This is a genomic window from Halobacillus aidingensis, assembly GCF_900104185.1.
In the GTDB taxonomy this organism is placed as follows: domain Bacteria; phylum Bacillota; class Bacilli; order Bacillales; family Halobacillaceae; genus Halobacillus; species Halobacillus aidingensis.
This window is the reverse complement of the sequence record NZ_FNIZ01000022.1, coordinates 17,688-41,468: the sequence shown is the minus strand read 5'-3', so window position 1 is coordinate 41,468 and position 23,781 is coordinate 17,688. Positions and strand designations below refer to the sequence as shown.

25 protein-coding genes are annotated in these 23,781 nt (G+C 43.1%); all 25 read left to right on the top strand.

What is annotated here, in order from left to right; translation table 11 throughout:
- The first annotated feature begins 23 nt into the window (after positions 1–23).
- A complete protein-coding gene (dnaK, locus tag BLS23_RS17350) occupies positions 24–1,856 on the top strand; it encodes a molecular chaperone DnaK (RefSeq protein ID WP_089654312.1) in 1,833 nt (610 codons plus the stop codon).
- 143 nt (positions 1,857–1,999) lie between these two features.
- Complete coding sequence (gene dnaJ / locus BLS23_RS17345) at positions 2,000–3,130, top strand: molecular chaperone DnaJ (protein ID WP_089654311.1); 1,131 nt, start codon at positions 2,000–2,002, stop codon at positions 3,128–3,130.
- A 144-nt stretch (positions 3,131–3,274) separates the two neighbouring features.
- Positions 3,275–4,213 carry a 50S ribosomal protein L11 methyltransferase gene (gene prmA, locus BLS23_RS17340; protein ID WP_089654310.1) on the top strand — a complete coding sequence of 313 codons (939 nt, stop codon included), beginning with the start codon at positions 3,275–3,277 and terminating at the stop codon, positions 4,211–4,213.
- A 4-nt stretch (positions 4,214–4,217) separates the two neighbouring features.
- Positions 4,218–4,967 (top strand): 16S rRNA (uracil(1498)-N(3))-methyltransferase, encoded by a 750-nt coding sequence (locus BLS23_RS17335; RefSeq protein ID WP_089654309.1) that lies wholly within the window; start codon positions 4,218–4,220, stop codon positions 4,965–4,967.
- A gap of 89 nt (positions 4,968–5,056) precedes the next feature.
- A complete protein-coding gene (gene deoC, locus BLS23_RS17330; RefSeq protein ID WP_089654308.1) occupies positions 5,057–5,728 on the top strand; it encodes a deoxyribose-phosphate aldolase in 672 nt (223 codons plus the stop codon).
- Positions 5,729–6,439: 711 nt separating this feature from the next.
- Complete coding sequence (locus BLS23_RS17315; protein ID WP_089654305.1) at positions 6,440–6,961, top strand: flavin reductase family protein; 522 nt, start codon at positions 6,440–6,442, stop codon at positions 6,959–6,961.
- Between the two features lie 94 nt (positions 6,962–7,055).
- Positions 7,056–7,229 (top strand): 30S ribosomal protein S21, encoded by a 174-nt coding sequence (gene rpsU, locus BLS23_RS17310; protein WP_008638284.1) that lies wholly within the window; start codon positions 7,056–7,058, stop codon positions 7,227–7,229.
- 20 nt (positions 7,230–7,249) lie between these two features.
- Positions 7,250–7,696 (top strand): GatB/YqeY domain-containing protein, encoded by a 447-nt coding sequence (locus BLS23_RS17305; protein ID WP_089654304.1) that lies wholly within the window; start codon positions 7,250–7,252, stop codon positions 7,694–7,696.
- 160 nt (positions 7,697–7,856) lie between these two features.
- A complete protein-coding gene (locus tag BLS23_RS17300; RefSeq protein WP_089654303.1) occupies positions 7,857–9,215 on the top strand; it encodes an NfeD family protein in 1,359 nt (452 codons plus the stop codon).
- Positions 9,216–9,229: 14 nt separating this feature from the next.
- Entirely contained in the window at positions 9,230–10,198 is a 969-nt protein-coding gene (floA, locus tag BLS23_RS17295) for a flotillin-like protein FloA (protein ID WP_167356116.1), read from the top strand.
- Between the two features lie 28 nt (positions 10,199–10,226).
- A complete protein-coding gene (locus BLS23_RS17290) occupies positions 10,227–10,712 on the top strand; it encodes a hypothetical protein (protein WP_089654301.1) in 486 nt (161 codons plus the stop codon).
- Between the two features lie 71 nt (positions 10,713–10,783).
- On the top strand, positions 10,784–11,065 hold the full coding sequence (gene yqfC / locus BLS23_RS17285) for a sporulation protein YqfC (RefSeq protein ID WP_089654300.1): 282 nt from the start codon (positions 10,784–10,786) through the stop codon (positions 11,063–11,065).
- A gap of 16 nt (positions 11,066–11,081) precedes the next feature.
- Positions 11,082–12,263: a sporulation protein YqfD gene (gene yqfD / locus BLS23_RS17280; protein ID WP_089654299.1), complete on the top strand. Its 1,182-nt coding sequence runs from the start codon at positions 11,082–11,084 to the stop codon at positions 12,261–12,263.
- A 2-nt stretch (positions 12,264–12,265) separates the two neighbouring features.
- On the top strand, positions 12,266–13,228 hold the full coding sequence (locus BLS23_RS17275; protein ID WP_089654298.1) for a PhoH family protein: 963 nt from the start codon (positions 12,266–12,268) through the stop codon (positions 13,226–13,228).
- A 64-nt stretch (positions 13,229–13,292) separates the two neighbouring features.
- Positions 13,293–15,410, top strand: a complete 2,118-nt coding sequence (locus tag BLS23_RS17270) for an HD family phosphohydrolase (RefSeq protein WP_244157265.1) — start codon at positions 13,293–13,295, stop codon at positions 15,408–15,410.
- Between the two features lies 1 nt (position 15,411).
- Positions 15,412–15,882 (top strand): rRNA maturation RNase YbeY, encoded by a 471-nt coding sequence (gene ybeY, locus BLS23_RS17265; RefSeq protein ID WP_167356112.1) that lies wholly within the window; start codon positions 15,412–15,414, stop codon positions 15,880–15,882.
- The gene (locus BLS23_RS17260; RefSeq protein WP_089654297.1) at positions 15,857–16,234 is read left to right on the top strand and encodes a diacylglycerol kinase family protein; all 378 of its coding nucleotides are present in this window, start codon (positions 15,857–15,859) and stop codon (positions 16,232–16,234) included. The genes ybeY and BLS23_RS17260 overlap by 26 nt, the downstream gene beginning before the upstream one ends.
- A 78-nt stretch (positions 16,235–16,312) precedes the next feature.
- On the top strand, positions 16,313–17,218 hold the full coding sequence (era, locus tag BLS23_RS17255; RefSeq protein ID WP_089654296.1) for a GTPase Era: 906 nt from the start codon (positions 16,313–16,315) through the stop codon (positions 17,216–17,218).
- A gap of 52 nt (positions 17,219–17,270) precedes the next feature.
- Positions 17,271–17,465, top strand: a complete 195-nt coding sequence (locus tag BLS23_RS17250; protein WP_309545149.1) for a YqzL family protein — start codon at positions 17,271–17,273, stop codon at positions 17,463–17,465.
- A gap of 18 nt (positions 17,466–17,483) precedes the next feature.
- Positions 17,484–18,230, top strand: a complete 747-nt coding sequence (gene recO / locus BLS23_RS17245) for a DNA repair protein RecO (protein ID WP_089654295.1) — start codon at positions 17,484–17,486, stop codon at positions 18,228–18,230.
- Positions 18,231–18,514: 284 nt separating this feature from the next.
- Positions 18,515–19,402: a glycine--tRNA ligase subunit alpha gene (gene glyQ, locus BLS23_RS17240; RefSeq protein ID WP_089654294.1), complete on the top strand. Its 888-nt coding sequence runs from the start codon at positions 18,515–18,517 to the stop codon at positions 19,400–19,402.
- Positions 19,395–21,479 carry a glycine--tRNA ligase subunit beta gene (gene glyS / locus BLS23_RS17235; RefSeq protein ID WP_089654293.1) on the top strand — a complete coding sequence of 695 codons (2,085 nt, stop codon included), beginning with the start codon at positions 19,395–19,397 and terminating at the stop codon, positions 21,477–21,479. Before glyQ ends, glyS begins: the two co-directional genes overlap by 8 nt.
- An 82-nt stretch (positions 21,480–21,561) precedes the next feature.
- Positions 21,562–22,191 (top strand): transcriptional regulator CcpN, encoded by a 630-nt coding sequence (ccpN, locus tag BLS23_RS17230; RefSeq protein ID WP_089654292.1) that lies wholly within the window; start codon positions 21,562–21,564, stop codon positions 22,189–22,191.
- Positions 22,192–22,215: 24 nt separating this feature from the next.
- Positions 22,216–23,028, top strand: a complete 813-nt coding sequence (locus BLS23_RS17225) for a pyruvate, water dikinase regulatory protein (protein WP_089654291.1) — start codon at positions 22,216–22,218, stop codon at positions 23,026–23,028.
- A 254-nt stretch (positions 23,029–23,282) separates the two neighbouring features.
- Complete coding sequence (locus tag BLS23_RS17220; protein WP_089654290.1) at positions 23,283–23,744, top strand: YaiI/YqxD family protein; 462 nt, start codon at positions 23,283–23,285, stop codon at positions 23,742–23,744.
- Positions 23,745–23,781: the final 37 nt, after the last annotated feature.

The window sequence follows — 23,781 nt, the reverse complement described above, 5'->3', positions numbered from 1 at the left end:
TACGTAAAGGAGGACATTTAACCATGGGTAAAATCATTGGTATTGACTTAGGTACAACAAACTCTTGTGTAGCAGTAATGGAGGGTGGAGAAGCGAAAGTAATTCCCAACCCTGAAGGGAACCGTACGACCCCATCTGCTGTTGCATTTAAGAATGGTGAACGTCAAGTAGGGGAGGTCGCTAAACGACAGGCGATTACAAACCCGAACACGATTCTTTCCATCAAACGTCATATGGGAACAGACTACAAGGTAGAAGTTGAAGGTAAAGAATATACACCTCAAGAAGTTTCTGCCATCATTCTTCAGTATATCAAGAGCTATGCAGAAGATTATCTTGGAGAAACAGTAGATAAAGCAATTATCACGGTACCAGCTTACTTTAACGACGCTGAGCGTCAGGCTACAAAAGACGCTGGTAAAATCGCTGGTCTTGAAGTAGAGCGTATCATCAATGAGCCGACAGCAGCTGCACTTGCTTACGGCATTGATAAAGAAGACCAAGACCAAACAATTCTTGTTTATGACCTTGGTGGCGGTACATTTGACGTATCCATTCTTGAAATTGGAGATGGAACGTTTGAAGTTATTTCTACAGCCGGGGACAACCGTCTAGGTGGAGATGATTTCGACCAAGTCATTATTGATCACATGGTAGCTGAATTCAAAAAAGAAAACGGCATTGATTTGTCCCAGGATAAAATGGCAAAACAGCGCCTTAAAGACGCCGCTGAAAAAGCGAAAAAAGACCTTTCTGGCGTTGCGCAGACACAAATTTCTCTTCCATTCATCACAGCAGGGGAAGCAGGACCGCTTCACCTTGAGATGAACTTGACTCGTGCGAAATTCGAAGAGCTTGCATCTGACCTTGTTGAACGTTCTATGAAACCGACACGTCAAGCTCTTAAAGATGCAGACATGAGTGCAAGTGACATCCACAAAGTTATTCTTGTAGGTGGGTCTACTCGTATCCCAGCTGTACAAGAAGCCATTAAGAAAGAAATCGGCAAAGAACCTTCTAAAGGTGTAAACCCTGATGAAGTTGTCGCGCTTGGTGCATCCATCCAAGGTGGCGTACTTCAAGGCGATGTGAAGGACGTTGTACTTCTTGACGTCACTCCACTTTCCCTTGGAATCGAAACAATGGGCGGCGTTACGACGAAATTGATCGAACGTAACACAACAATTCCGACGAGCCACTCTCAAGTGTTCTCAACTGCTGCTGACAACCAGACAGCTGTTGATATTCACGTCTTGCAGGGTGAGCGTGAAATGGCCCAAGATAACAAGACACTTGGTCGTTTCCAGTTGACAGATATCCCACCAGCACCACGCGGTGTGCCTCAAATCGAAGTAAGCTTCGACATTGATGCTAACGGAATCGTTAACGTACGTGCTAAAGACATGGGTACAAACAAAGAACAATCCATCACAATCAAGTCTTCTTCCGGCCTTTCTGATGAAGAAGTCGAAGAAATGGTTCGTCAGGCGGAAGAAAACGCTGAAGAAGACAAGAAGAAACGTGAAGCGATTGAACTTCGTAACGAAGCGGACCAGCTGATCTTCACGACAGACAAGACCATCAAAGATCTTGGCGAACAAGTAAGTGAAGAAGAAAAACAAAAAGCTGAATCTGCGAAAGAAGAACTTCAGACAGCCCTTGAAGGCGAAGATCTAGAAGCAATCAAAGAGAAGAAAGAAGCACTTCAAGAACAAGTGCAAGCTCTTTCTGTGAAGCTTTATGAGCAGGCACAAGCACAAGCTGAAGCTGCTCAAGGCCAAGAAGGCGGCGGTGCTGAAGATGATGTCGTTGATGCAGACTATGAAGAAGTGAACGACGATGAGGACAAGAAGTAAGAAAAGGTAGAAAAAAAGTCAAAGTCAGGTTCTTCTTGACTTTGACTTTTTTCATGAAAAGGCAAAGAGGTGACGTTTGCCTGCCTAGATTTTCAATGTTAATATAAACCTTATGTAATAGCGTCCGGGAGAGTGATCGACAAGTGAGTAAACGTGATTATTATGAAGTCCTTGGCGTGTCCAAGGATGCTTCAAAAGATGAAATAAAGAAAGCCTACCGAAAACTGGCGCGTAAGTATCACCCTGACGTCAGTGAGGAAGACAATGCTTCTGAAAAGTTCAAAGAAGCGAAAGAAGCTTATGAAACGTTAAGCGACCAGCAAAAACGTGCCCAATATGATCAATTTGGTCATGCCGGTCCTAACCAGGGCGGCTTTGGAGGCTTCGGTGGAGGCGCTGAAGACTTCGGCGGCTTCGGCGATATTTTCGATATGTTCTTCGGTGGTGGAGGACGACGCCGTGATCCGAACGCTCCACGTAAAGGTGCGGATTTGCAATATACAATGACCCTTCAGTTCGAAGAGTCCATTTTTGGTAAGTCTACCGATATCGAAATTCCAATGGAAGAAGAGTGTGATACTTGTGATGGTTCCGGCGCTAAACCAGGAACATCACCTGAAACTTGCTCCCACTGTCAAGGTTCAGGACAAGTCAATCAAGAACAGAACACACCGTTCGGTCGCGTGGTCAACCGTCGTGTTTGTCATCACTGCCAAGGAACAGGTAAATTCATCAAAGACAAATGTAACACCTGTGGCGGCGATGGCCGTGTGACAAAGCGCAAGAAAATTCACCTGGATATCCCAGCAGGTATTGATGACGGCCAACAAATTCGTGTCCAAGGTAAAGGGGAAGAAGGTGTCAACGGAGGTCCGGCTGGCGACTTATTCGTAGTCATCCGCGTTCAGCCACATGAATTCTTCCAACGTGAGGGCGATCACATTTTCTGTGAAATTCCTCTTACCTTTGCACAGGCAGCACTTGGGGATGAAATTGAAGTCCCTACCGTACACGGGAATGTGAAGTTGAAAGTGCCTGCAGGAACACAAACAGGAAAGACATTCCGTTTGAAAGAGAAAGGGGCACCGAACGTCCATGGCCGTGGGCAAGGGGACCAGCATGTTAAGATGAAAGTCATAACCCCTAAGAATTTGACGGAAAGACAGAAAGAATTGCTTCGTGAATTTAATGATATTAGTGGTAATGAAGCCACAGATGAGCAGCACGGGAACTTTTTCGAACGTATGAAGCGTGCATTTAAGGGAGACAGCTAAAGGTTAAAAGGAAGGTGTCTGTACGATTGGTTGATGGGTAGTTCATGGAATTTCCCGTTCTTTCGTGCAGGCACTTTTTATCTTGAGAGTCTGGTTGACTATCCATAGGTACTTAGAAAAAATAATGAAGAGGGTGGATCATCAATGAAATGGTCTGAAGTATGTATCCATACGACAACAGAAGCAATTGAACCGGTATCAAATATTCTGCATGAGTCAGGAGCGAGTGGCGTCGTCATCGAAGACCCATCAGATATGAAAAGAAAGAAAACGCAGCTTGGAGAAATTTACGAATTGAATCCAGATGATTATCCGGCTGAAGGCGTGTATGTTAAAGCCTACCTTCCTATGAATAGTTTTCTTGGGGAAACCGTTGATGGAATTAAAAAAACTGTATCAAATCTAACAGAATTCGGCATTGATATTGGGCACAATAATGTGACGATCAGTGAAATTCATGAAGAAGATTGGGCAACCGCGTGGAAAAAATATTATAAACCAGTCAAGATCTCAGAAAAGATCACGATCATCCCGACCTGGGAAGACTACACGCCGGTATCCAGTGATGAAATCATTATTGAAATGGACCCTGGAATGGCTTTTGGAACAGGTACACACCCGACAACAGTTCTTAGCATACAGGCTTTGGAGCAGTATTTAGAAAAAGGAGATAAGGTACTGGATGTTGGAGCGGGATCTGGAATACTAAGTGTAGCCTCTGTGCTTTTGGGTGCCGAACATGCGTATGCCTATGATTTAGATGATGTAGCTGTTTCAAGTACAAAGAACAATGCTGCTTTAAATGGTGTGGAAGATAAAGTCACATCTAAACTTAATGATCTTCTTGAGGGAGTAGACTGGGAAGCAGATTTAATTGTGTCAAACATTCTGGCAGAGATTATTGTCAAATTCACAGATGATGCCTACCGTGTCGTCAAGCCTGGAGGATATTTCATTACTTGCGGAATTATTTCTGGACGAAAGGAAATGGTTCGAGAACAATTGATTCAATCAGGTTTTGAAATTGTTGAGACGAACAAGATGGAAGACTGGGTCAGCATTATCGCGAAAAAACCGGAGTGATTGCATGCAACGTTATTTTGTTGATCAAGAATATTGGAACGATGACGCCCTTTATGTGAATGGGGAAGATACCCATCATATTGTAAGAGTGATGCGAATGGGGGAAGGGGACAACCTTGTAGCCATCCATCCAGAAAAAGGCCCCGCTTTATGCGAAATTACAAAAGTGGCTGAGGACGTTGTCCATTGTATTGTTGTCACCTGGATGGAGGAAGACCGGGAACTTCCTGTCCACGTGACGATCGTAGCGAGTCTTGGAAAAGGGGATAAGCTGGAGCAAATTGTCCAAAAAGGAACAGAACTTGGTGCTTCTGCTTTTATTCCATACCAAGCCGATCGTTCCGTTGCCAAATGGGATCAGAAAAAAGCAGTCAAGAAGGTCGAGAGATTGCAGAAAATATCCAAAGAAGCGAGTGAGCAGTCTGAACGAACCATTATCCCTGAGGTTCAGTCTGTTCATACTATTCATCAGCTTTTGGAATTAAAAGAGCAATATGACCACTGTTTATTCGGATATGCGGAAGAGGCGAGACAAGAAAAGTCTCGTTCGTTGAGTGAGGTTTTCGAATCATTAAAGCGGGAGGAATCGGTTTTAGTAGTTTTCGGACCTGAAGGTGGATTTTCTGAAAGTGAAGTGGAAAAACTATTACACGAAGGGTTCAACTCGATTCGGTTAGGTCCGCGAATTTTACGAATGGAAACAGCCCCTCTTTATTTTCTTTCCAGTCTTTCTTATAAGTTGGAAGAAGTTTGAATAAGAGAGATTAGCTCGCATTTTAATCGCTTTCATGCTAAGATGTAATAGATGTACGGACAACTTAAACTTGAAAGGACGATCTACAAATGGAACAAAATCTAGCTAAAATGATTGATCATACACAGCTTAAACCCGACACACAGAAAGATAAGATCACCCAAATTTGCAAGGAAGCAAAAGAACAAAACTTTGCATCTGTATGTGTCAACCCTCACTGGGTATCTTACTGCGCCGAGTTACTAGAAGGAACAGATGTGAAGGTTTGTACAGTCATTGGTTTTCCACTAGGAGCGACAACGAAAGAAACAAAAGCTTTTGAAACAAAGCAAGCTATTGAAAAAGGCGCAACTGAAGTTGATATGGTAATTAACATCGGTGAGTTAAAATCAGGGAACAAACAACTTGTCCAACAAGATATTGAAGCAGTCGTTCGTGAAGCGGAAGGAAAAGCTATTGTAAAAGTAATCATTGAGACTTCCCTTCTTACAGAGGATGAGAAAGTAGCAGCATGTGAACTTGCAAAAGCTGCAGGAGCAGACTTTGTCAAAACATCGACTGGTTTCTCTGGTGGAGGAGCTACGGTTGAGGATATCAGCTTGATGCGTAAAACAGTCGGCCCGGAAATGGGAGTGAAAGCATCCGGCGGAGTCCGTGACTACGAAGGTGCAAAAGCAATGATCGAAGCTGGTGCGACTCGCATCGGTGCAAGCTCCGGAATCGCCATCGTAAATGGCGAACAAGGAACTTCTGATTATTAATCATCCGAAAGAAGCCATCTCGAAAAGGGGATGGCTTCTTTTTATGAGCTCACACCTTTATTAAAGAATATGGCAGGATTCTTGAAGACTCAGTTTCGAGATAACAGGGATTCGTTTGCCGTATTCAGAGTCAGGGGTGGCTGGGAAGCTACTCGCTTTCCTGTGGGGGAGCGCCGAGCTTCCTCGGACTGCGTTCTGCGGGATCTCGTCTATCTCCTTCTCCCACGGGAGTCTCGCAGCTTCCCAACCACCCCATTCCATGAAGATGAGAAACGAACCCCTTTACTATGGGAAGTTGCCTTCCATTATTCTGGTGTTATAAGCATAAAGCGCACTATAACAAGCTTTTCGCATGCAACTACCATATGCATAAAAGCAGCTTATTCCGGATGTGGTTTCGAGATACTTATATGGCAAAGGGGCGGAGGGGAATGGCGAGACTCCTGCGGGACAAAAGTGCATGGTGAGACCCCACAGGACGCAGTCCGAGGAGGCTCACCGCGCTCCCGCGGAAAGCGAGCCATTCCCCGCAGCCCCTATCCACACAACAAACATCTCGAAACTGAGTCTTCCACAAACGGGAGCTATAATGGAGGAGAGAGTAGTGGGGTTTGACTTTAGAGGTTATTTGAAAGAATGTATAGGGGAGGAGGGATGAGATGAATAGGAAAGATCATGTTAAAATGCACAGTTACCCTGGGATGGTAGCCGTTGTGGGGGTTTTTCACGAAGGGAAGGTCAACTTTATGGCTGCCGGCTGGCACGCACGCATACTTATCTATGTCCCCACCCATGTACGGCGTAGCTATAGGAAGAGAAAGGCGTACATATGAGATGGTAAAACAATCGACCCAATTTACGATCAACTTCCTCCCTTTTGAGGAGGTGGGATTCATCCAATACAGCGGGACTGTTTCAGGAAGGGATGTTGATAAAAACCAAATGTACGCACAGCCTTGGAGAATGGAACGGAATGGATTTCCTTTGCTTGAACGTGCCTATCTCGCCTATGAGTGCCAAGTCCATCAAATCGTTCCTACAGGGGACCATGATTGGGTGATCGGTGACATAGAGGGCTGTCACTACAAGGAAGAAAAATTTCTTGAAAATGGGTTGCCGAACTTTGAAAACTTGAACATTCCGCTCTACCTCGGGCGTTCAAGTTATACGGGGCTGGATAAAGAGGTAGAGATCAGAGAAGTTAACGCTCCATTATCTTTCAAAAAAAGTTGACCATATGACATGCATATAATATAATTGTCAAAGGTATGGGGGGTTCCCATACAAGAGAAACAGTTTTGTTTGCTTCGGAGGGAGGGAAATTAGCATGTCAAAAACAACTCGCGTTCGTAAAAACGAGTCTCTTGAAGATGCTCTTCGTCGCTTTAAGCGTGATGTATCAAAAAGTGGTACATTAGCGGAATATCGTAAGCGTGAATATTACGATAAGCCTAGCGTACGCCGTAAGAAAAAGTCTGAGGCGGCTAGAAAGCGTAAGTAATTAAAGAGGGTGTTGAAGAGATGACAATTACAGACCGTCTCACCCAGGATATGAAAACAGCCATGAAAGCCCGCGATAAGGAAAGATTATCGACGATCCGCATGGTGAGAGCTTCTATGCAGAATGAAGCCATAAAACTGGGAAAAGACTCATTATCTGAAGAAGAAGAATTGACTGTTTTATCTCGTGAGGTAAAGCAGAGAAATGATTCCCTCCATGAATTCAAAGAAGCTGGACGTGAAGATCTTGTAGAAGGACTCGAACGTGAAATTGAGATTTTACAAGTATATATGCCGAAACAGCTGACAGATGAAGAACTCAAGCAAGTCGTTGATGAGACGATTCAGGAAGTAGGCGCTACTTCTAAGAGTGACATGGGTAAAGTCATGAGTGCCGTCATGCCTAAAGTCAAGGGCAAGGCCGACGGAACCAAGGTCAATAAGCTCGTTCTTCAGCAACTATCGTAAATATAAAGGCCTCTCTTTGTTAAGGGAGGCCTTTTTACATACGCTAAACATCTCTTCGATCCGTTTATGAAAGTACTAAACTTTTTTGAAACCAACCATGGTTTTGTTTCGTAAACGTATTATATGGTGGGAAGGCTACCTGTAAAGGAGGTGAAAATGAATGAAGCGGTCTTTACGTTTAGGTGTTTGGGGGATACTCCTTATTTTAGGAAGCGTTTTATCATTCTTCCATCTTCAATCAACGGTGCAAGCAGACGGGGAAGGTCAGACAGTTTATGTCATTCCCGTAAAAGATACGGTGGAGCGTGGGATGGCTGCATTCCTCAACCGAACGACAGAAGAAGCTCGTGAAAATGGCGTGGATCATATTATATTTGAAATCGATACGCCGGGAGGTCGCGTGGATGCGGCGGGTGATATAGGAGAAATCTTTCAAGATTTAGATGTTCCGAATAGTGCGTTTGTAACAAACAGGGCTTATTCGGCTGGTTCATATATTGCTTTAAACGCAGATGCGATTTACATGAAGCAGACGGCGACCATGGGCGCATCCGGGGTCATTAATTCTGATGGAACGGCTGCTGATAAGAAGGCTCAATCGGCCTGGATTTCATCCATGGTAGCAGCTGCTGAATCTACAGGACGTGACCCTATATATGCACGGGCTATGGCCGATTCCTCCGTCGATTTAAAGGATTATGGAGCTCCTGAGGGAGAATTTTTGACATTGGGAGCAACAGATGCAGAAGAGGTAGGCTATGCGGAAGGAATCGTTGACGACCGTAATGAGCTTCTCAGCGTCCTTGGTTTGTCTGATGCAACCGTCATAGAGGAGAACCCTACTCTTTCTGAGAATATTGCCAGATTCCTGACAGATCCCGTTGTTATTCCAATCTTATTATCCGTTGCAAGTATTGGTCTCGTTGTTGAATTGTATTCACCAGGCTTTGGCATACCAGGAACAATGGGAGCGCTCTCGCTTGTGCTGTTTTTTTATGGTCACATTGTTGCTGGCCTGGCCGGATATGAGGCGATTATTCTGCTCGTCCTTGGGATCGGGTTAGTGATAGCTGAATTCTTTTTACCAGGAGGCATTGCAGGAATAGCTGGGGTCGTAGCGATAGTATCCTCATTAATGCTTTCATCAGCGGATATGGGGCATATGGCCATGAGTATAGGAATTGCTTTATTGGTGACAATTGTTGTATCCATTGTACTATTCAAATTTGTTGGTTTGGAAAGAGGCTTCTTTCGTCATATCATTTTGAATGATTCCACTTCATCTGAAAAAGGATATGTATCTTCACAAAACCGTTTGGATTTAATCGGTATGGAAGGGGAGGCGATTACACCACTCCGCCCTTCCGGTACAGCTGATTTTGATGGTGAACGGTTGGATGTTGTATCTGAAGGTGGTTTCATTTCTGTTCATCAAGCAGTAAAAATTATCAAAACAGAAGGCTCACGTATTGTTGTACGTGAGGTTAAAAAAGCAGAAAAAGAGGAGGAAACAAAGTGACACTTGAACAATTAATGCCAATCATCATCATTGGTATCATTATTATCGTAGTAGCGGTGTTGTTTACATTTATTCCTGTCATGCTATGGATCAGTGCTCTAGCTGCAGGGGTGAAAATTAGTATTTTCACATTAGTAGGTATGCGATTAAGAAGGGTTATTCCTTCACGTGTGATCAATCCGTTGATCAAGGCCCATAAAGCTGGGGTGAATGTGAATACAAACCAACTAGAGAGCCACTACCTAGCAGGTGGTAATGTTGATCGCGTAGTAAACGCTCTAATTGCAGCACAAAGAGCAAATATTGAACTCAGCTTCGAGCGTTGTGCAGCCATTGATCTCGCTGGTCGTGATGTTTTGGAAGCCGTTCAAATGAGTGTTAATCCAAAAGTTATTGAAACGCCATTCATCGCAGGTGTGGCGATGGACGGTATTGAGGTGAAAGCAAAGGCGCGTATTACGGTAAGAGCAAATATTGACCGACTTGTCGGTGGTGCCGGTGAAGATACAGTCATTGCTCGTGTTGGTGAAGGTATTGTATCCACTATTGGGTCAAGCGAAAATCATAACAAAGTATTGGAAAATCCAGATAGGATTTCGCAAAATGTATTAGGGAAAGGCTTAGATGCTGGAACCGCCTTTGAAATTCTCTCCATTGATATCGCGGATATTGATATCGGGAAGAACATCGGAGCCATCCTGCAAACAGACCAAGCGGAAGCAGATAAGAATATTGCACAGGCGAAAGCGGAAGAACGACGTGCCATGGCGATTGCTCAAGAGCAAGAGATGCGTGCGCGCGTACAAGAAATGCAGGCGAAAGTGGTGGAAGCCGAAGCTCAAGTGCCTCAAGCGCTTGCCGAAGCTTTGCGATCCGGTAAGATGGGCGTCATGGATTACATGAACTATCAGAACATCAATGCGGATACGGATATGAGAAACACGCTTGGTAAAATGTCCGATGAAGAGGAAGAAGAAAAATAATCCTTGAGTACCTTAAAGGAGAATTTGTATGGGAGATCTGATTGAGCTCATTTTCAGTAATTTCCTTATTCTTGCTGCTATTATTGGCGGGATTATCAGCTGGTTTAGCGGGATGACAAAAGAAAATGAGAATAAACAAAAGCCTGAAAAGAAAACATCTCCAGTTCCTCCTGCCTACCCTAGTGGTCCTTCTCCAGATCTTCAGGAAAAGGAAACGAAGACTACATTAGGGGAAGATAGGTTGCGGGATTACTATGAGACCAAACAGAAAAAACTGGCCGAAGCGGAAACGGCTCGAAATGAAGATCCTCAAGAAGGGGAAATCTATACATTCCCTGATCAGGTGAGGAAAAAACAAACTACACCTTCTGCGCAGTTAAATCAAAATGGTCCAATTATAGAAAAAACAAGAAAGTGGGATAAAAAGCGGTTAGCTGAGGGGATTTTAATGGCTGAAGTTCTCGGTTCACCCCGTGCTCGCAAGCCTCACAGCTCCCACCCGCGAAAAAGATAAGCAGAACGCACGAATTGTAGTGATACAATTCGTGCGTTTTTCGTATAAATGAAAAGAGGGGAGGGCGTCGCATGTCAAAATGGCAGCAGCAATTACGGACTTGGATCAGTCGTTACTTTGATTTACCATCTGATGTCATGTTGGATCTTCCTAGAATAACAACAATTGGGTCCATTCATGTGTACATAGAAAATCATACAGGCCTCCTTCATTTTTCTGATGAAGAAGTTCGAATTCAATACAAAAAAGGTCAGGTTCGCATTTTGGGGAAAGACCTGGGTGTGAAAATGATGCTGAAGGAAGAGTTATTACTGGAAGGTGAACTCAAATCCGTAGAATTTTTGCCGGAATAAAAAGGGGGGTGAGACGATGAAGAACCAGCATGATTTCTTTCAGGGAATCATGAAGGTACAAGTAGAGGGACCGTTAATCGAACCTTTTTTGCAAGCATGTACGAAACGTGGCTGTCAAATCACAAATATGAGAAGATTGGATGCTTCTCTCGTCATTTTAACGATTCGGTTAAAGGATTGGAAAATCTTTAGGCAATTAAGGAAGAAGTACCGTTGTAAAATATCCATCAAAGGTGGAAAAGGGCTTCCATTTATTATTCAGCATATGATAGGGAGGCTGTCGGTTCTTCTCGCTTTCATTGCAGCGGTTGTAATCATTTTTGTTCTCGCGAATACGTTGTGGTCCATCAAGGTGGACGGACTATCACCGGAACTTGAAGCAGATGTTGAAAGTAAATTGAATAGTTATGGGGTCTCTCCTGGAAAACTAACGATAGGGATGAAGGATCCTATTGAAATACAACAGCAGTTATTGGAAGATATCCCGGACCTTTTATGGATTGGTGTAAAAAAACAAGGGACGAGCTATCATTTGTATGGGGTGGAGAAAACAAGATACGATACAGAAATGAACACTCGTCCATCAAACCTTGTAGCAGCCAAAAAAGGGATGATTATTGAAACATTTATAAAAAAGGGTCGTCCAATGGTGTCGGTTTATGACGTTGTACAAAAAGGACAAATCCTTGCCACGGGTCAGTTGGTGGAAGAAGAGGATCTATTTATACATTCTGAAGGAGAAGTAATTGCAGAAACATGGTACCGTGTCGCTCAAAGCCTTCCTATGGAACAAGTGCTTTCCTTGACAGATGGTTCTGTTGAAAGTGAATATCTCTTGAAGATTGGGAAGTTTGCTCTTCCTATTTGGGGTTTTTGGCGAGGAGAGGAAGGAGACTTCAGGGAAGAATCACATTCATCAAACTGGAGTATTTTTGGGTTCCACATTCCTGTGAACATGAAGACGATCGACTACTATTCGATTGACCGAAAAGCGTATGAATCATCCAGGAAAGATATCGAAGAGATTGGGGTTTCATCAGCGAGGAGCAACCTTCAGCAAGAACTCGATCCTGATGCGGAAATTAAGGATGAAAAAGTTTTGCACCTCAGTGAGGAGAATGGTAAAGTAAAATTAATCCTAATGTACAAAGTTTATGAAAATATTGCAGTGACCAAGTATGTAAGTCAAGGAGATTGAGTATGCCAGAAGATTTAAAAACAATGGACATTCAATTAGATAATACAACAGAAGCATTAGCCCTTTTTGGTACAGAAGACCGTAACCTCAAGCAAATTGAGGAACAGCTGAAAGTCACGATCATTTCACGCGGGGAACAAGTCAGAGTATCCGGTCAAGCGGAACATGTTCAGCTTGTTGAAGAAATACTCAACAGCGTTCTTGCAATCATTCGTAAAGGTTTGACTGTTACGGAACGAGATATCGTTTATGCTGTAGAACTCGCTAAAAAAGGGAAAATAAATCAATTCGAAGCATTGTTCGAAGATGAAATCACGAAAAATTCAAAAGGGAAATCAATCAGGGTCAAAACCCTTGGTCAGAGGAATTATATCGCAGCGATCAAGAAGAATGATCTTGTCTTTGGTATTGGCCCTGCTGGTACAGGAAAGACATACCTTGCTGTGATTATGGCCGTCAATGCTTTGAAAAATGGAGATGTGAAGAGGATCATCCTGACTCGTCCCGCAGTGGAAGCCGGAGAAAGTTTAGGTTTTCTTCCAGGGGATCTAAAAGAGAAAGTCGATCCTTATTTAAGGCCGCTTTATGACTCTTTGCACGATGTGTTTGGCGCAGAACATACAGCGCGCTTGATAGATAGAGGAACGATTGAGATTGCTCCACTAGCTTATATGAGAGGGCGGACGCTGGATGATGCATTCGCTATTTTGGATGAAGCTCAAAATACGACACCTGAACAAATGAAGATGTTTCTGACTCGATTAGGATTCGGTTCAAAAATGATTATAACGGGAGATATCACGCAAGTGGATCTTCCAAAAGGCGTGAAGTCCGGTTTGCGAGTCGCCGAGGAGCGGTTAGGTAAAGTAAAAGGGTCTGCCTTCATTCATTTGGATCAATCCGACGTTGTCAGGCACCCACTTGTGCAGCGGATTATCGATGCATATGAAGGGGAAAATAAATAAGACCCAGCGACTGGGTCTTATTTATTGTCTTTACATGGAATAAATTGGGAAGGGGTGGGGTGATTTGAAGGCGCGATTCCTTCAACAGCTTCAAAAACTTAACATGCACAAGTCAAAGCTGTTGCTTGCATTACCCGCATTCGTTGTTGCTGTTTTCTTTTTTGCGCTTGCCATTCCAAATGTCCACACGGAAACGTATAAGCTTGAGAAATACAGCACCGCACCCGAAACCATCCGTTCCCCCATCACCATGGAAAACAAACATAAGACAGAGCAGCAACTGAGAGAAGTTACTCAGTCCGTTGAGGATCAATATACGATTTCTGAAGATATTACAGAAGAACGTCTTAGGATGGTAAGTGAAATTTATGATGTTGTGGAAGAGACCAAAACCCAAGGGGAAAACCTGACTAAAGAAGAACAAATAACCATGATTGAATCGCTTCTGACGGATGAACTTTCTGAAGGTCTTCCTACAGAAGTTTTTCTACCTTTGCTGAGGATGGATCAACCGTCCTTGAATGAGAGCCAGCAGCTGCTTGAGACCCTTTTACATAACTATTTTAAAGAAGGGGTGCAAGGATCTGAAGTTGAAGGTTTAGAACGAAGGATTCAGCTGAAAGTACAATATTCAGAAACACCATCACATTTGAAGCGAGTCATTTCGGATATAGGGACTTTTGCTCTTGTTGAGAACTCCTTGTTCGATCCTGAAAAAACAGATACAGCCATTAAAAAGGCGGCTGCTACTGTCGAGCCAGTCATGATTAGAGCAGGAGAAGTGATCGTTGCAGAGGGATCTACGATAACAGGGGATATCTATGATGATCTTCTGTTGACCGGCCTGCTCGATCAACAGCGCAATTTACTTCCATCCATTGGATTAGCCATGTTTGCAATCCTCTTAGGTGCTATTATGTACGCAGAATACAGGAGGGCGGTTAAAAAGGACAACTGGACTGTTCGTCATATCTTCATATCCGCGTTTGTATCCATATGGATTATTGTACTCATGAAAGTGTTCAGTTTGTTCGGATCAATGGACCAACCTGTGTACTATCTCGTACCCGCTGTCACAGGTGTCATGATTGTTAAAATCCTCTGTTCTGAGCGTTTTGCGATCGTGCTGGCGGTGGTCTATTCTTTAATGGCTTGCTTGTTGTTCAACGGACAGTTAGCTGGAGCTCTTCATGCAACCGCAGGAATGTATTTGCTGCTATCTCAGCTGGCAGGCATCTTTTTCCTTACCCAAAGTAAAGATAGGTTGTCCATTGTTCGTGCAAGTGCAGGTGTTGCCTTTACCAATATATGTGCGATCCTTTTCTTTCTATTCATTTCTTTTGAAAAATACTCATGGACGGAAGTGTTTCTGTATAGTGGGTATGGAGTCAGCGGCGCCTTTCTCTCGACAGTTCTGACGCTCGGCTTTCTTCCTTTCATAGAGACCGGTTTCGGAGTCCTTTCTGATCAGAAATTGCTAACACTTGCCAGTCCCAACCACCCGCTTTTACGTAAAATACTCGTGGAAGCTCCAGGTACGTATCATCACAGTGTCATGGTAGCCAATTTAAGCGAATCGGCGTGTGAATCAATTGGAGCTCATGGTCTTCTTGCACGTGTGGCATCCTATTACCATGACCTCGGAAAAACCGTCCATCCCCATTATTTTATTGAGAATCAAATGGGGATGAGAAATCCGCATGATTTTCTGGAACCTGAACAAAGCGCTGAGATAATCATCAACCATCCTTATGAAGGCGCGAGGATGCTGAAGAAGAGTAAGTTTCCAGACGAGATCATTGATATCGCTAAACAACACCATGGGACGACACTTTTGAAGTATTTTTATTACCAGGCCAAGGAAATGAACGAAGATACCAAAGAAGATGATTATAGGTATCCAGGTCCGAAACCTCAAAGTAAGGAAGCAGCAATCATTTGTATTTGCGATTCTGTGGAGGCAGCTGTAAGGTCTTTGAATCATCCGACAGAAGAAAAAATCAAAAAAATCGTGAAATCCATTGTGGAAGACCGCATGCTTGATGGTCAGCTGGATGACAGCAATTTGACGTTTAATGAGTTGAAGACAATGGAAACAGCCATATGTGAAACGTTGCAGGGCATCTTTCATTCAAGAATCGAATACCCGGAAACCAAACCATTAGTCAAGGAGGCAAAATAATATGATTACCATTGATTTTCAAGACGAAACCAATTCAGTAGATGAAGCATTTGTTGATATGATTCAACGTATTATCCGTTTTGCAGGAGAAAAAGAAGGAGTTACAGGGGATGCGGAAGTCTCTGTTAGCTTTGTGGATAACAAAGAAATACAGGAAATCAACCGCAATTACCGTCAAAAAGATGAACCGACAGATGTGATCTCTTTTGCCATGCAGGAACTTGGTGAAGACGAAATGAATGTGTTGGATGAGAACATGCCGCTCATGCTAGGAGATATTATCATTTCTGTCGATAAGGCGAAAGAACAAGCCGAGGACTATAACCATTCTCTTGAACGAGAATTCGGCTTCTTGGCGTTACATGGCTTCTTACATTTGCTAGGTTATGATCACATGAATGAAGAAGATGAGAAGAAAATGTTCGGCAGACAAGAGGAAATTTTACATGAGTTCGGACTTCAAAGATCGTAAAAAGAAAACAGGGATCGGTTTCCGTTTCGCTTGGAATGGGATAAAAGAAGTGTATGAGTCAGAGCGGAATTTTCGCATTCATCTGTCGGTAGCTCTTTTAGTCATCATCGCGGCCCTCGTATTCGGTTTGTCTAAGTGGGAATGGATCACTATCCTCCTCACGGTGGGCATGGTCCTAAGCCTTGAAATGGTCAATACAGCTATGGAAAGGCTGCTTGATTTTTACCATCCTGAACACCATCCTATCATCGGTTCCATTAAAGATATTACGGCCGGGGCTGTCCTTATAGCAAGTATTGGAGCGGTCATCATAGGAATTATCATTTTCCTCCCCAAGCTTTTCATGATATGAGAATAGGAATGTACCTGAGAAGATGATATAGTAAAATGGAGTAGAACGAATGCGTGAACATTTATTGGAGGAACATTTATGACAGAGAATTTCAAATCGGGTTTTGTTACGATCGTTGGGCGTCCGAATGTAGGCAAATCGACGTTCATGAATCGTGTGATCGGTGAAAAAATCGCCATCATGAGTGATAAACCCCAAACAACCAGAAACAAAATCCAGGGAGTCATGACAGATAAAGAATCGCAAATCATTTTTATCGATACTCCTGGAATCCATAAACCAAAGCACAAGCTTGGAGACTATATGGTGAACGTTGCAGAGAACACATTGAACGAAGTGGATGCCGTCCTTTTTATGATCAATGCAGAGGAAGGATACGGGAGAGGGGATCAATTCATTTTGGACCGTCTGCAACGTGTTGACCAGCCTGTATTTTTAATCATCAATAAGATTGACAGGGTACACCCTGATGACTTACTGCCTTTAATTGATCAGTACAAAGAGAAGCTTGATTTTGAAGAAATCATTCCAATCTCAGCCCTTGAAGGCAATAACGTCAATCATTTACTGGAGGTTCTAAAAAAACATTTACCTGAAGGTCCGCAATTTTATCCAGAAGACCAAATCACGGATCATCCGGAACGCTTTGTCATCAGCGAATTTATCAGGGAAAAAGTTTTACATTTGACTCGTGAGGAAATCCCTCATTCCATTGCTGTTGTCATTGAAGCGATCGAGCCTCGAAATGAACATGACAAAGTACAAATTCAAGCCGCCATCATCGTGGAACGAAAATCTCAAAAAGGCATCATTATCGGTAAGCAAGGCAGTATGTTAAAAGAGATCGGTAAGAGAGCTAGAAGAGACATCGAGTCCCTGTTAGGAAGCAAAGTGTATTTGGAACTTTGGGTCAAAGTGCAAAAAGACTGGAGAAACAAACAAATCCAACTCAGTGATTTCGGCTACCGAGAAGACGAATATTAAGGGTTGGAAAAAATTAAGCCTTATGTTTTCAGTAAGGGGAAGCATTCTAGTAATGTACACTCGTTTAGCGATGATAAGAAAGGCGGTGTTTCTTGTGCGCGACAAGCTTTCATGGAACGTTTTCAGTCAAACAGGTAGTGTGGAAACTTATTTATTGATGAAAGAATTGGAGTCTCAAGATCAGCAGTCTCAAGAACAGCTCGCTTCCCCTACTGAACCAATATCTACGGATGAATTCCATTCGTAAACAGAGCAGGTGAGCCATTTGATGGACAAGGTGGAAGGAGTCGTCATCCGGACGAATAATTACGGTGAAACACATAAAATCGTCACGATGATGACACGAGAAAAAGGGAAAATCGGCGTAATGGCTCGTGGTGCTAAGAAACCAAAGAGCCGGATGTCCTCAATCACCCAACCATTCATCCACGGCACATTTTTAATTCAAACAGGGTCCGGCTTAGGATCAATGAGTCAAGGGGAAATGTTATCTTCCCTAAGGTCAATTCGCGAGGATATTGTAAAAACGGCTTATGCGTCTTACATCGCAGAATTAACCGATAAGCACATTGAAGAAAAACAGCCGGATCCTTTTCTTTATGAACAGTTGCTTCAAACGTTCCAATGGATGAATGAAGGAAAGGATCCAAACATCCTGACGTTGATGTATGAATTGAAAATGTATAAAAAAGCGGGGTTCGCCCCGGTCGTCGATCACTGCATCCAGTGTGGCAGTCAGGAAGGTCCTTTTGCATTTTCAATGACAGAGGGCGGTCTGTTGTGCTTTCGTTGTAAACAGCGGGACCCACAAGCCTATGGTTTGCCGGATCCTTTACCAAAATTGTTGAAAGTGTTCTTACATATGGATGTGAAGCGACTTGGTCAGATTACGATGAAAGAAGAGAATAAAAAATTGTTGCGTCACATTATGGATGAATACTATGATCGATATGGTGGATATTTCATTAAATCAAAGAAATTTTTAAAGCAGTTGGATTTGTTTTCAGACTGAGGTTTGACAATTTTGCTGGAATTAGAGTATGATTCTATTACTAAATAACGTGTTGCTGTGAAGGAGAGTAGTAACCGGTTTTTCTGTTTCCAATAGCGAGCTTGTGACGGTGAGAGACAAGCGGAAACAAGCTGGTGAAGGCGTTCTGGAGCGATGATGAAAGTGGCTTCCTTTTTTGGGAAGCAATTAGGGTGGAACCGCGGAGACCCCGTCCCTATGTCTGGATGCAGACGTAGGAACGGGGTCTTTTTCTTTTGAGTAAGTCATTTTCTAGGAGGGAACGTATGAATATTCAAGACATGATCTTAACATTACAGAATCATTGGTCAAAGCAAGGGTGTTTGCTTATGCAGGCCTACGATACCGAGAAAGGGGCAGGAACGATGTCTCCTATGACGCTTTTACGGAGCCTTGGACCTGAGCCGTGGAACGTGGCCTATGTAGAGCCGTCCCGCCGTCCTGCTGATGGACGCTATGGCCAAAATCCGAACCGTTTATATCAACACCATCAGTTTCAGGTCATTATGAAACCTTCTCCTGATAACATCCAGGAATTGTACTTAGAGTCACTGGAAGCCCTTGGAATTGACCCGAAGAAACATGACATTCGGTTCGTAGAAGATAATTGGGAAAACCCAACCTTAGGTGCCGCAGGTCTTGGTTGGGAAGTGTGGCTGGATGGCATGGAAATCACTCAATTTACGTATTTCCAGCAAATCGGCGGTCTTGAAGCTAAGCCTGTCTCTGCTGAAATTACGTACGGTCTGGAACGACTGGCCTCTTACATTCAGGATAAAGAAAATGTTTTTGAATTAGAATGGACCAACGGAGTAACGGTAGGTGATATTTTCACGCAGCCGGAATATGAACATTCGGTTTATACGTTCGAAGCTTCTGATGAGGACATGTTATTCGATCTTTTCTCAACTTATGAAAAGGAAGCACAGCGAATCATGGAACAAGGACTTGTCTTTCCGGCTTATGATTATGTTCTGAAATGCTCCCATACGTTTAATTTGCTTGATGCCAAAGGAGTCATTAGCGTAACGGAAAGAACCGGTTATATTTCCCGTGTAAGAAACCTGGCTCGGAAAATTGCTAAGACCTATGTAGAAGAAAGGGAGCGTCTTGGCTTCCCGATGTTGAAGAAGGAGGAGGGTCATCATGAGTAATACCGTATTATTTGAACTAGGTGTGGAAGAGCTTCCCGCTCGTTTTATCAATGATGCTTTAGATCAGCTGCAAGAAAAAACAGCTCAATGGTTCAAGGATAACCGGATTCCTTACGGAGACATCACAGGCTTTGCTACTCCAAGAAGATTGGCTGTTAAAATTACAAATGTTGAAGAAAAGCAGCCGGATATTGAAGAGGAAGCAAAAGGACCTGCGAAGAAAATCGCTCTTGATGAAGAAGGAAACTGGACGAAAGCGGCCATCGGGTTTTCTAAAGGTCAAGGGAAAGATGTAGATGATATCTATTTCAAAGAAATCAAAGGCACGGAATATGTTCACGTCAATAAGTTCATTGAAGGAGAACAAACCACTAAACTTCTTCAGAACTTCCGTGATGTTTTCTTATCGCTTACCTTCCCTAAAAACATGCGATGGGGAAATCGCGACCTGCGTTATGCACGTCCAATCCGTTGGATGATCGGTCTTTTCGGAGAAGAAGTCATTCCTTTTACAATCGAAGGGGTTGAAACAGGAAATACGACATATGGCCATCGTTTCTTAGGATCCAAAACGACAGTTGCTGAAGCTGATGCTTATGAACCAACGTTGAACGAACAGTATGTCATGGCTTCGGTAGAGGAAAGAAAAGCGGAGATTGTAGATCAGCTGAAGAAGCTTGAAAGGGAAAATGAGTGGAAGCTGATTATAGATGAAGAGTTATTGAACGAAGTTACGCATTTAGTCGAATATCCGACCGTTTTCAGCGGCACGTTCTCGGAAGAATTCCTTGAAGTTCCTGAAGAAGCACTGGTTACTTCGATGAAGGAGCATCAGCGGTATTTCCCGGTACGTTCTCTGAACGGAGAATTGAAGCCTCATTTCGTCGGCGTTCGTAATGGGGATGACAAGCACCTTGAGACGGTAGCAAAAGGAAACGAAAAGGTTTTGAAGGCGCGTCTTAAGGATGCTCAGTTCTTTTATGAAGAAGATCAAAAGGGAAGCATTGATGAAAAGATGAAGAAGCTTTCTCGCATGGTCTACCAGGAAGAGCTTGGTACGTTAGCGGATAAAGTCCAACGGATCGTAGCCATTACTGGTAAACTCGGGGAATGGATCGGCCTTGAAGAAACTCAACTGCAAAAAGCGAAACGGGCAGCAGAAATTTGTAAGTTTGACCTTGTTACCCAGATGGTTGATGAATTTACAGAACTACAAGGAACGATGGGGGAAAAGTATGCACGAATTTTCGGTGAAGATGAAGAGGTAGCTGTAGCCATCAATGAACATTACATGCCTCGTCAAGCAAATGGTCCCGTACCTTCTTCAACCATCGGTTCTCTTGTCAGTATTGCAGATAAACTGGATACAATCGTAGGTAGTATCTCTATCGGCATCATTCCGACAGGTTCACAGGACCCTTACGGATTGAGACGCCAGGCTTTAGGTATTCTGCAAACCTTAACGGCACATGGATGGTCGCTTCCAGTTGAGCAATTGATTGATCTCGTGCATCAATTCTATTATGAACTGGATCTCCCGACTCGTGATGAAAAAGAAGTTCATAACGACTTACATGAATTCTTCCGAGTGCGTGCGGCTTATTTAATGAAAGAGGAAGGAGTCGCTTCAGATGTTGTGGAAGCTGTGTTGGCAAGAGGCATCGGCGTCTATCCCACGACGAAGGAAAAAGCGGTTCTTTTAGTAGAAAAACGCCAGGATCCTTCTTTCAAATCTGTGCATGAAGCACTTGGTCGTGTATTGAATTTAGCGAAGAAGGCAGATGCTGCGGATGTCGATCCTTCATTGTTTGAAAATGAACAAGAACGCCAACTGTATGATGCTTATCAACACATACATGAAGATTATCGACAAGCATTAAAAGAGAATCAACTGGACCTGGCTCTGAATCAGTTATCCAAGCTTGCAAGTCCAATCCATACTTTCTTTGATGCAACGATGGTTATGACGGAAGATGCAAGCATACGCCGTAATCGCTTGGGTCTATTGAAACAGATTTCCGAGGACGTCTATGCGTTCGCAGACTTGAATGCCATTGAATGGAAACAACAGTTCTAATCAGCTTTCTTTTACCGATAATTAAAAATGAGCTATAATTAAAAAATAGTATGTCTCAGTTAGTGATCGGGGTGAAGAAAGATTGGAACTATCAAACCGGCAAGAGCAAATTATTCAAATTGTGAAAGATAACGGGCCGATTACGGGTGAGAATATAGCGGATCAGCTGAACTTGACACGGGCCACGCTGCGTCCAGACTTAGCCATTTTGACAATGGCGGGCTTCTTGGACGCTCGCCCGCGTGTCGGTTACTTCTTTACGGGGAAAACAGGATCTGAGCTTTTTACGGAGAAGTTGAAGAAGTTCAAAGTGGATGAATATCAATCCCGCCCGATAGTTGTGGAAGAAGATGTATCTGTTTACGATGCCATCTGTGCCATGTTTTTAGAAGACGTTGGGACGCTTTTCGTAACGGATCAACATTCCATTTTAACAGGGGTCGTATCAAGGAAAGATCTGCTGAGAGCGAGTATCGGTAATCAGGATCTTACGTCCGTTCCTGTCCATATCATTATGACAAGAATGCCGAATATTACGGTTTGTGAACCTGAAGATTTGTTACTGGATGCGGCCCAGAAGTTGATTGAAAAACAAATTGATGGTCTACCTGTCGTTCAACCTAGTGAGGAAGGGCTGAAAGTAGTCGGTAGACTGACGAAAACGAATATTACGAAAGCACTCGTGGAATTGGCCAGGGACCAACACTTGTAATTTTAGAGGGGGAGGAGGGATAGTATGGAAAAGCCTTTAATTTATGTCTTATCAGATTCGGTTGGAGAGACCGCAGAACTGGTCGTAAAAGCATGTCTCAGTCAGTTTGATGACGGCCCTTTTGATTTGCAGCGAATTCCTTATGTGGAAGATAAAGGGACGATCAACGAGGCGGTGCAGCAAGCCAAAGAACATAAGGCGATGATCGGTTTTACATTGGTGATTCCAGAGTTTAGACAGCATCTGAAACAAGAAGCTGAAAAGCATGGCATTCAGTGTGTCGATATTATGGGGCCGATGATGGAGGTTATGGAAAACCACCTACAAATTAAACCTCGTCTTGAACCAGGTCTTGTTCATAAATTGGATGAAGATTACTTTAAGAGAGTTGAGGCCATCGAGTTCGCTGTCCGGTATGATGACGGGCGTGATCCACGTGGTATTTCCAAAGCGGATATCGTGCTTATTGGTGTTTCTCGAACATCCAAGACACCATTGTCTCAGTATTTGGCTCACAAACGCCTAAAGGTAGCGAATGTGCCGATTGTACCGGAAGTGCAGCCACCATCAGAATTGTTCCGTGTCGATCCTGATAAATGCATAGGCTTGAGTATCAGTGCAGAAAAACTAAATGATATAAGAAAAGAAAGATTAAAGTCATTAGGGCTTGGAGATCAAGCAAGTTATGCGAATATGACTCGTATTCAGCAGGAAATCGACCACTTCAATCGGATTGTGGAACGGATTGGTTGTCCGGTGATTGATGTATCAAATAAAGCCGTCGAAGAGACAGCCAATGTCATTATGAACAAATTACGTCAGAATGCCCAAGAATAGTACAAATAGCAGAAGTCGTGCTTTGATTAAGCGCGACTTTTGTTGGGAAGAATGAAATTAGGTACAATTAGACATAGCGTAAATGATAGGAATGTATTATAATATCTATTTGTGGTAAAAATCCTTATAGTGAAGGGATGTCCATTCCTACCAAGTTTTTCTGTAAGGAGTCAGAGAAAGCACATACTTTTCAGAAAAATAAAACATTCACTTTTAAGGAGGATTCTACCGCTTATTGTAGAAATATTGATACTATGCCAAATTTAAATGTTCATATTTATGTCGATGCAGATAGTTGTCCAGTACAAGAGGAAATCATCGATGTTTGTATGCAGTATGATCTACATCCTTATTTCATAGCAACCGTCAATCATTATAGTCGGGAGAAAGCAGAAGCTGGATGGATGTTCGTCGATGACGGATCGCAATCTGTCGATTTGTACATCCTTAATCAAGTTGGAGAAGGCGATGTCGTTATTACCCAGGATCTTTCGCTGGCTGTATTATTGACTTCCAAAGGGGTTTATGTCCTTACTCCAAGAGGTAAACTGGTTAGAGAAAATGATGCAGACAACATCATGAACCAAAAGTTCATACGGCAGCAGACAATGAAGCAGAGAAAGAAATGGAAAGGCCCATCGGCATTTACAGCGAATGATCGCGAAAAGTTCCGATCTGTTTTCCAAAAATTGTTGTCAGAACATGAAGGGTTTTAAGCTTTGAACGAGAATAATTGAGTAGTATGGTGATTTT

Excerpts from the sequence above, each read along its gene's own strand:
- dnaK (WP_089654312.1), top strand. The coding sequence starts at position 24 with ATGGGTAAAATCATTGGTATTGACTTAGGTACAACAAACTCTTGTGTA.
- prmA (WP_089654310.1), top strand. The coding sequence starts at position 3,275 with ATGAAATGGTCTGAAGTATGTATCCATACGACAACAGAAGCAATTGAA.
- BLS23_RS17335 (WP_089654309.1), top strand. The coding sequence starts at position 4,218 with ATGCAACGTTATTTTGTTGATCAAGAATATTGGAACGATGACGCCCTT.
- deoC (WP_089654308.1), top strand. The coding sequence starts at position 5,057 with ATGGAACAAAATCTAGCTAAAATGATTGATCATACACAGCTTAAACCC.
- rpsU (WP_008638284.1), top strand. The coding sequence starts at position 7,056 with ATGTCAAAAACAACTCGCGTTCGTAAAAACGAGTCTCTTGAAGATGCT.
- BLS23_RS17305 (WP_089654304.1), top strand. The coding sequence starts at position 7,250 with ATGACAATTACAGACCGTCTCACCCAGGATATGAAAACAGCCATGAAA.
- BLS23_RS17300 (WP_089654303.1), top strand. The coding sequence starts at position 7,857 with ATGAAGCGGTCTTTACGTTTAGGTGTTTGGGGGATACTCCTTATTTTA.
- floA (WP_167356116.1), top strand. The coding sequence starts at position 9,230 with ATGCCAATCATCATCATTGGTATCATTATTATCGTAGTAGCGGTGTTG.
- BLS23_RS17290 (WP_089654301.1), top strand. The coding sequence starts at position 10,227 with ATGGGAGATCTGATTGAGCTCATTTTCAGTAATTTCCTTATTCTTGCT.
- yqfC (WP_089654300.1), top strand. The coding sequence starts at position 10,784 with ATGTCAAAATGGCAGCAGCAATTACGGACTTGGATCAGTCGTTACTTT.
- yqfD (WP_089654299.1), top strand. The coding sequence starts at position 11,082 with ATGAAGAACCAGCATGATTTCTTTCAGGGAATCATGAAGGTACAAGTA.
- BLS23_RS17275 (WP_089654298.1), top strand. The coding sequence starts at position 12,266 with ATGCCAGAAGATTTAAAAACAATGGACATTCAATTAGATAATACAACA.
- ybeY (WP_167356112.1), top strand. The coding sequence starts at position 15,412 with ATGATTACCATTGATTTTCAAGACGAAACCAATTCAGTAGATGAAGCA.
- BLS23_RS17260 (WP_089654297.1), top strand. The coding sequence starts at position 15,857 with ATGAGTTCGGACTTCAAAGATCGTAAAAAGAAAACAGGGATCGGTTTC.
- era (WP_089654296.1), top strand. The coding sequence starts at position 16,313 with ATGACAGAGAATTTCAAATCGGGTTTTGTTACGATCGTTGGGCGTCCG.
- BLS23_RS17250 (WP_309545149.1), top strand. The coding sequence starts at position 17,271 with ATGTACACTCGTTTAGCGATGATAAGAAAGGCGGTGTTTCTTGTGCGC.
- glyQ (WP_089654294.1), top strand. The coding sequence starts at position 18,515 with ATGAATATTCAAGACATGATCTTAACATTACAGAATCATTGGTCAAAG.
- glyS (WP_089654293.1), top strand. The coding sequence starts at position 19,395 with ATGAGTAATACCGTATTATTTGAACTAGGTGTGGAAGAGCTTCCCGCT.
- BLS23_RS17225 (WP_089654291.1), top strand. The coding sequence starts at position 22,216 with ATGGAAAAGCCTTTAATTTATGTCTTATCAGATTCGGTTGGAGAGACC.
- BLS23_RS17220 (WP_089654290.1), top strand. The coding sequence starts at position 23,283 with ATGCCAAATTTAAATGTTCATATTTATGTCGATGCAGATAGTTGTCCA.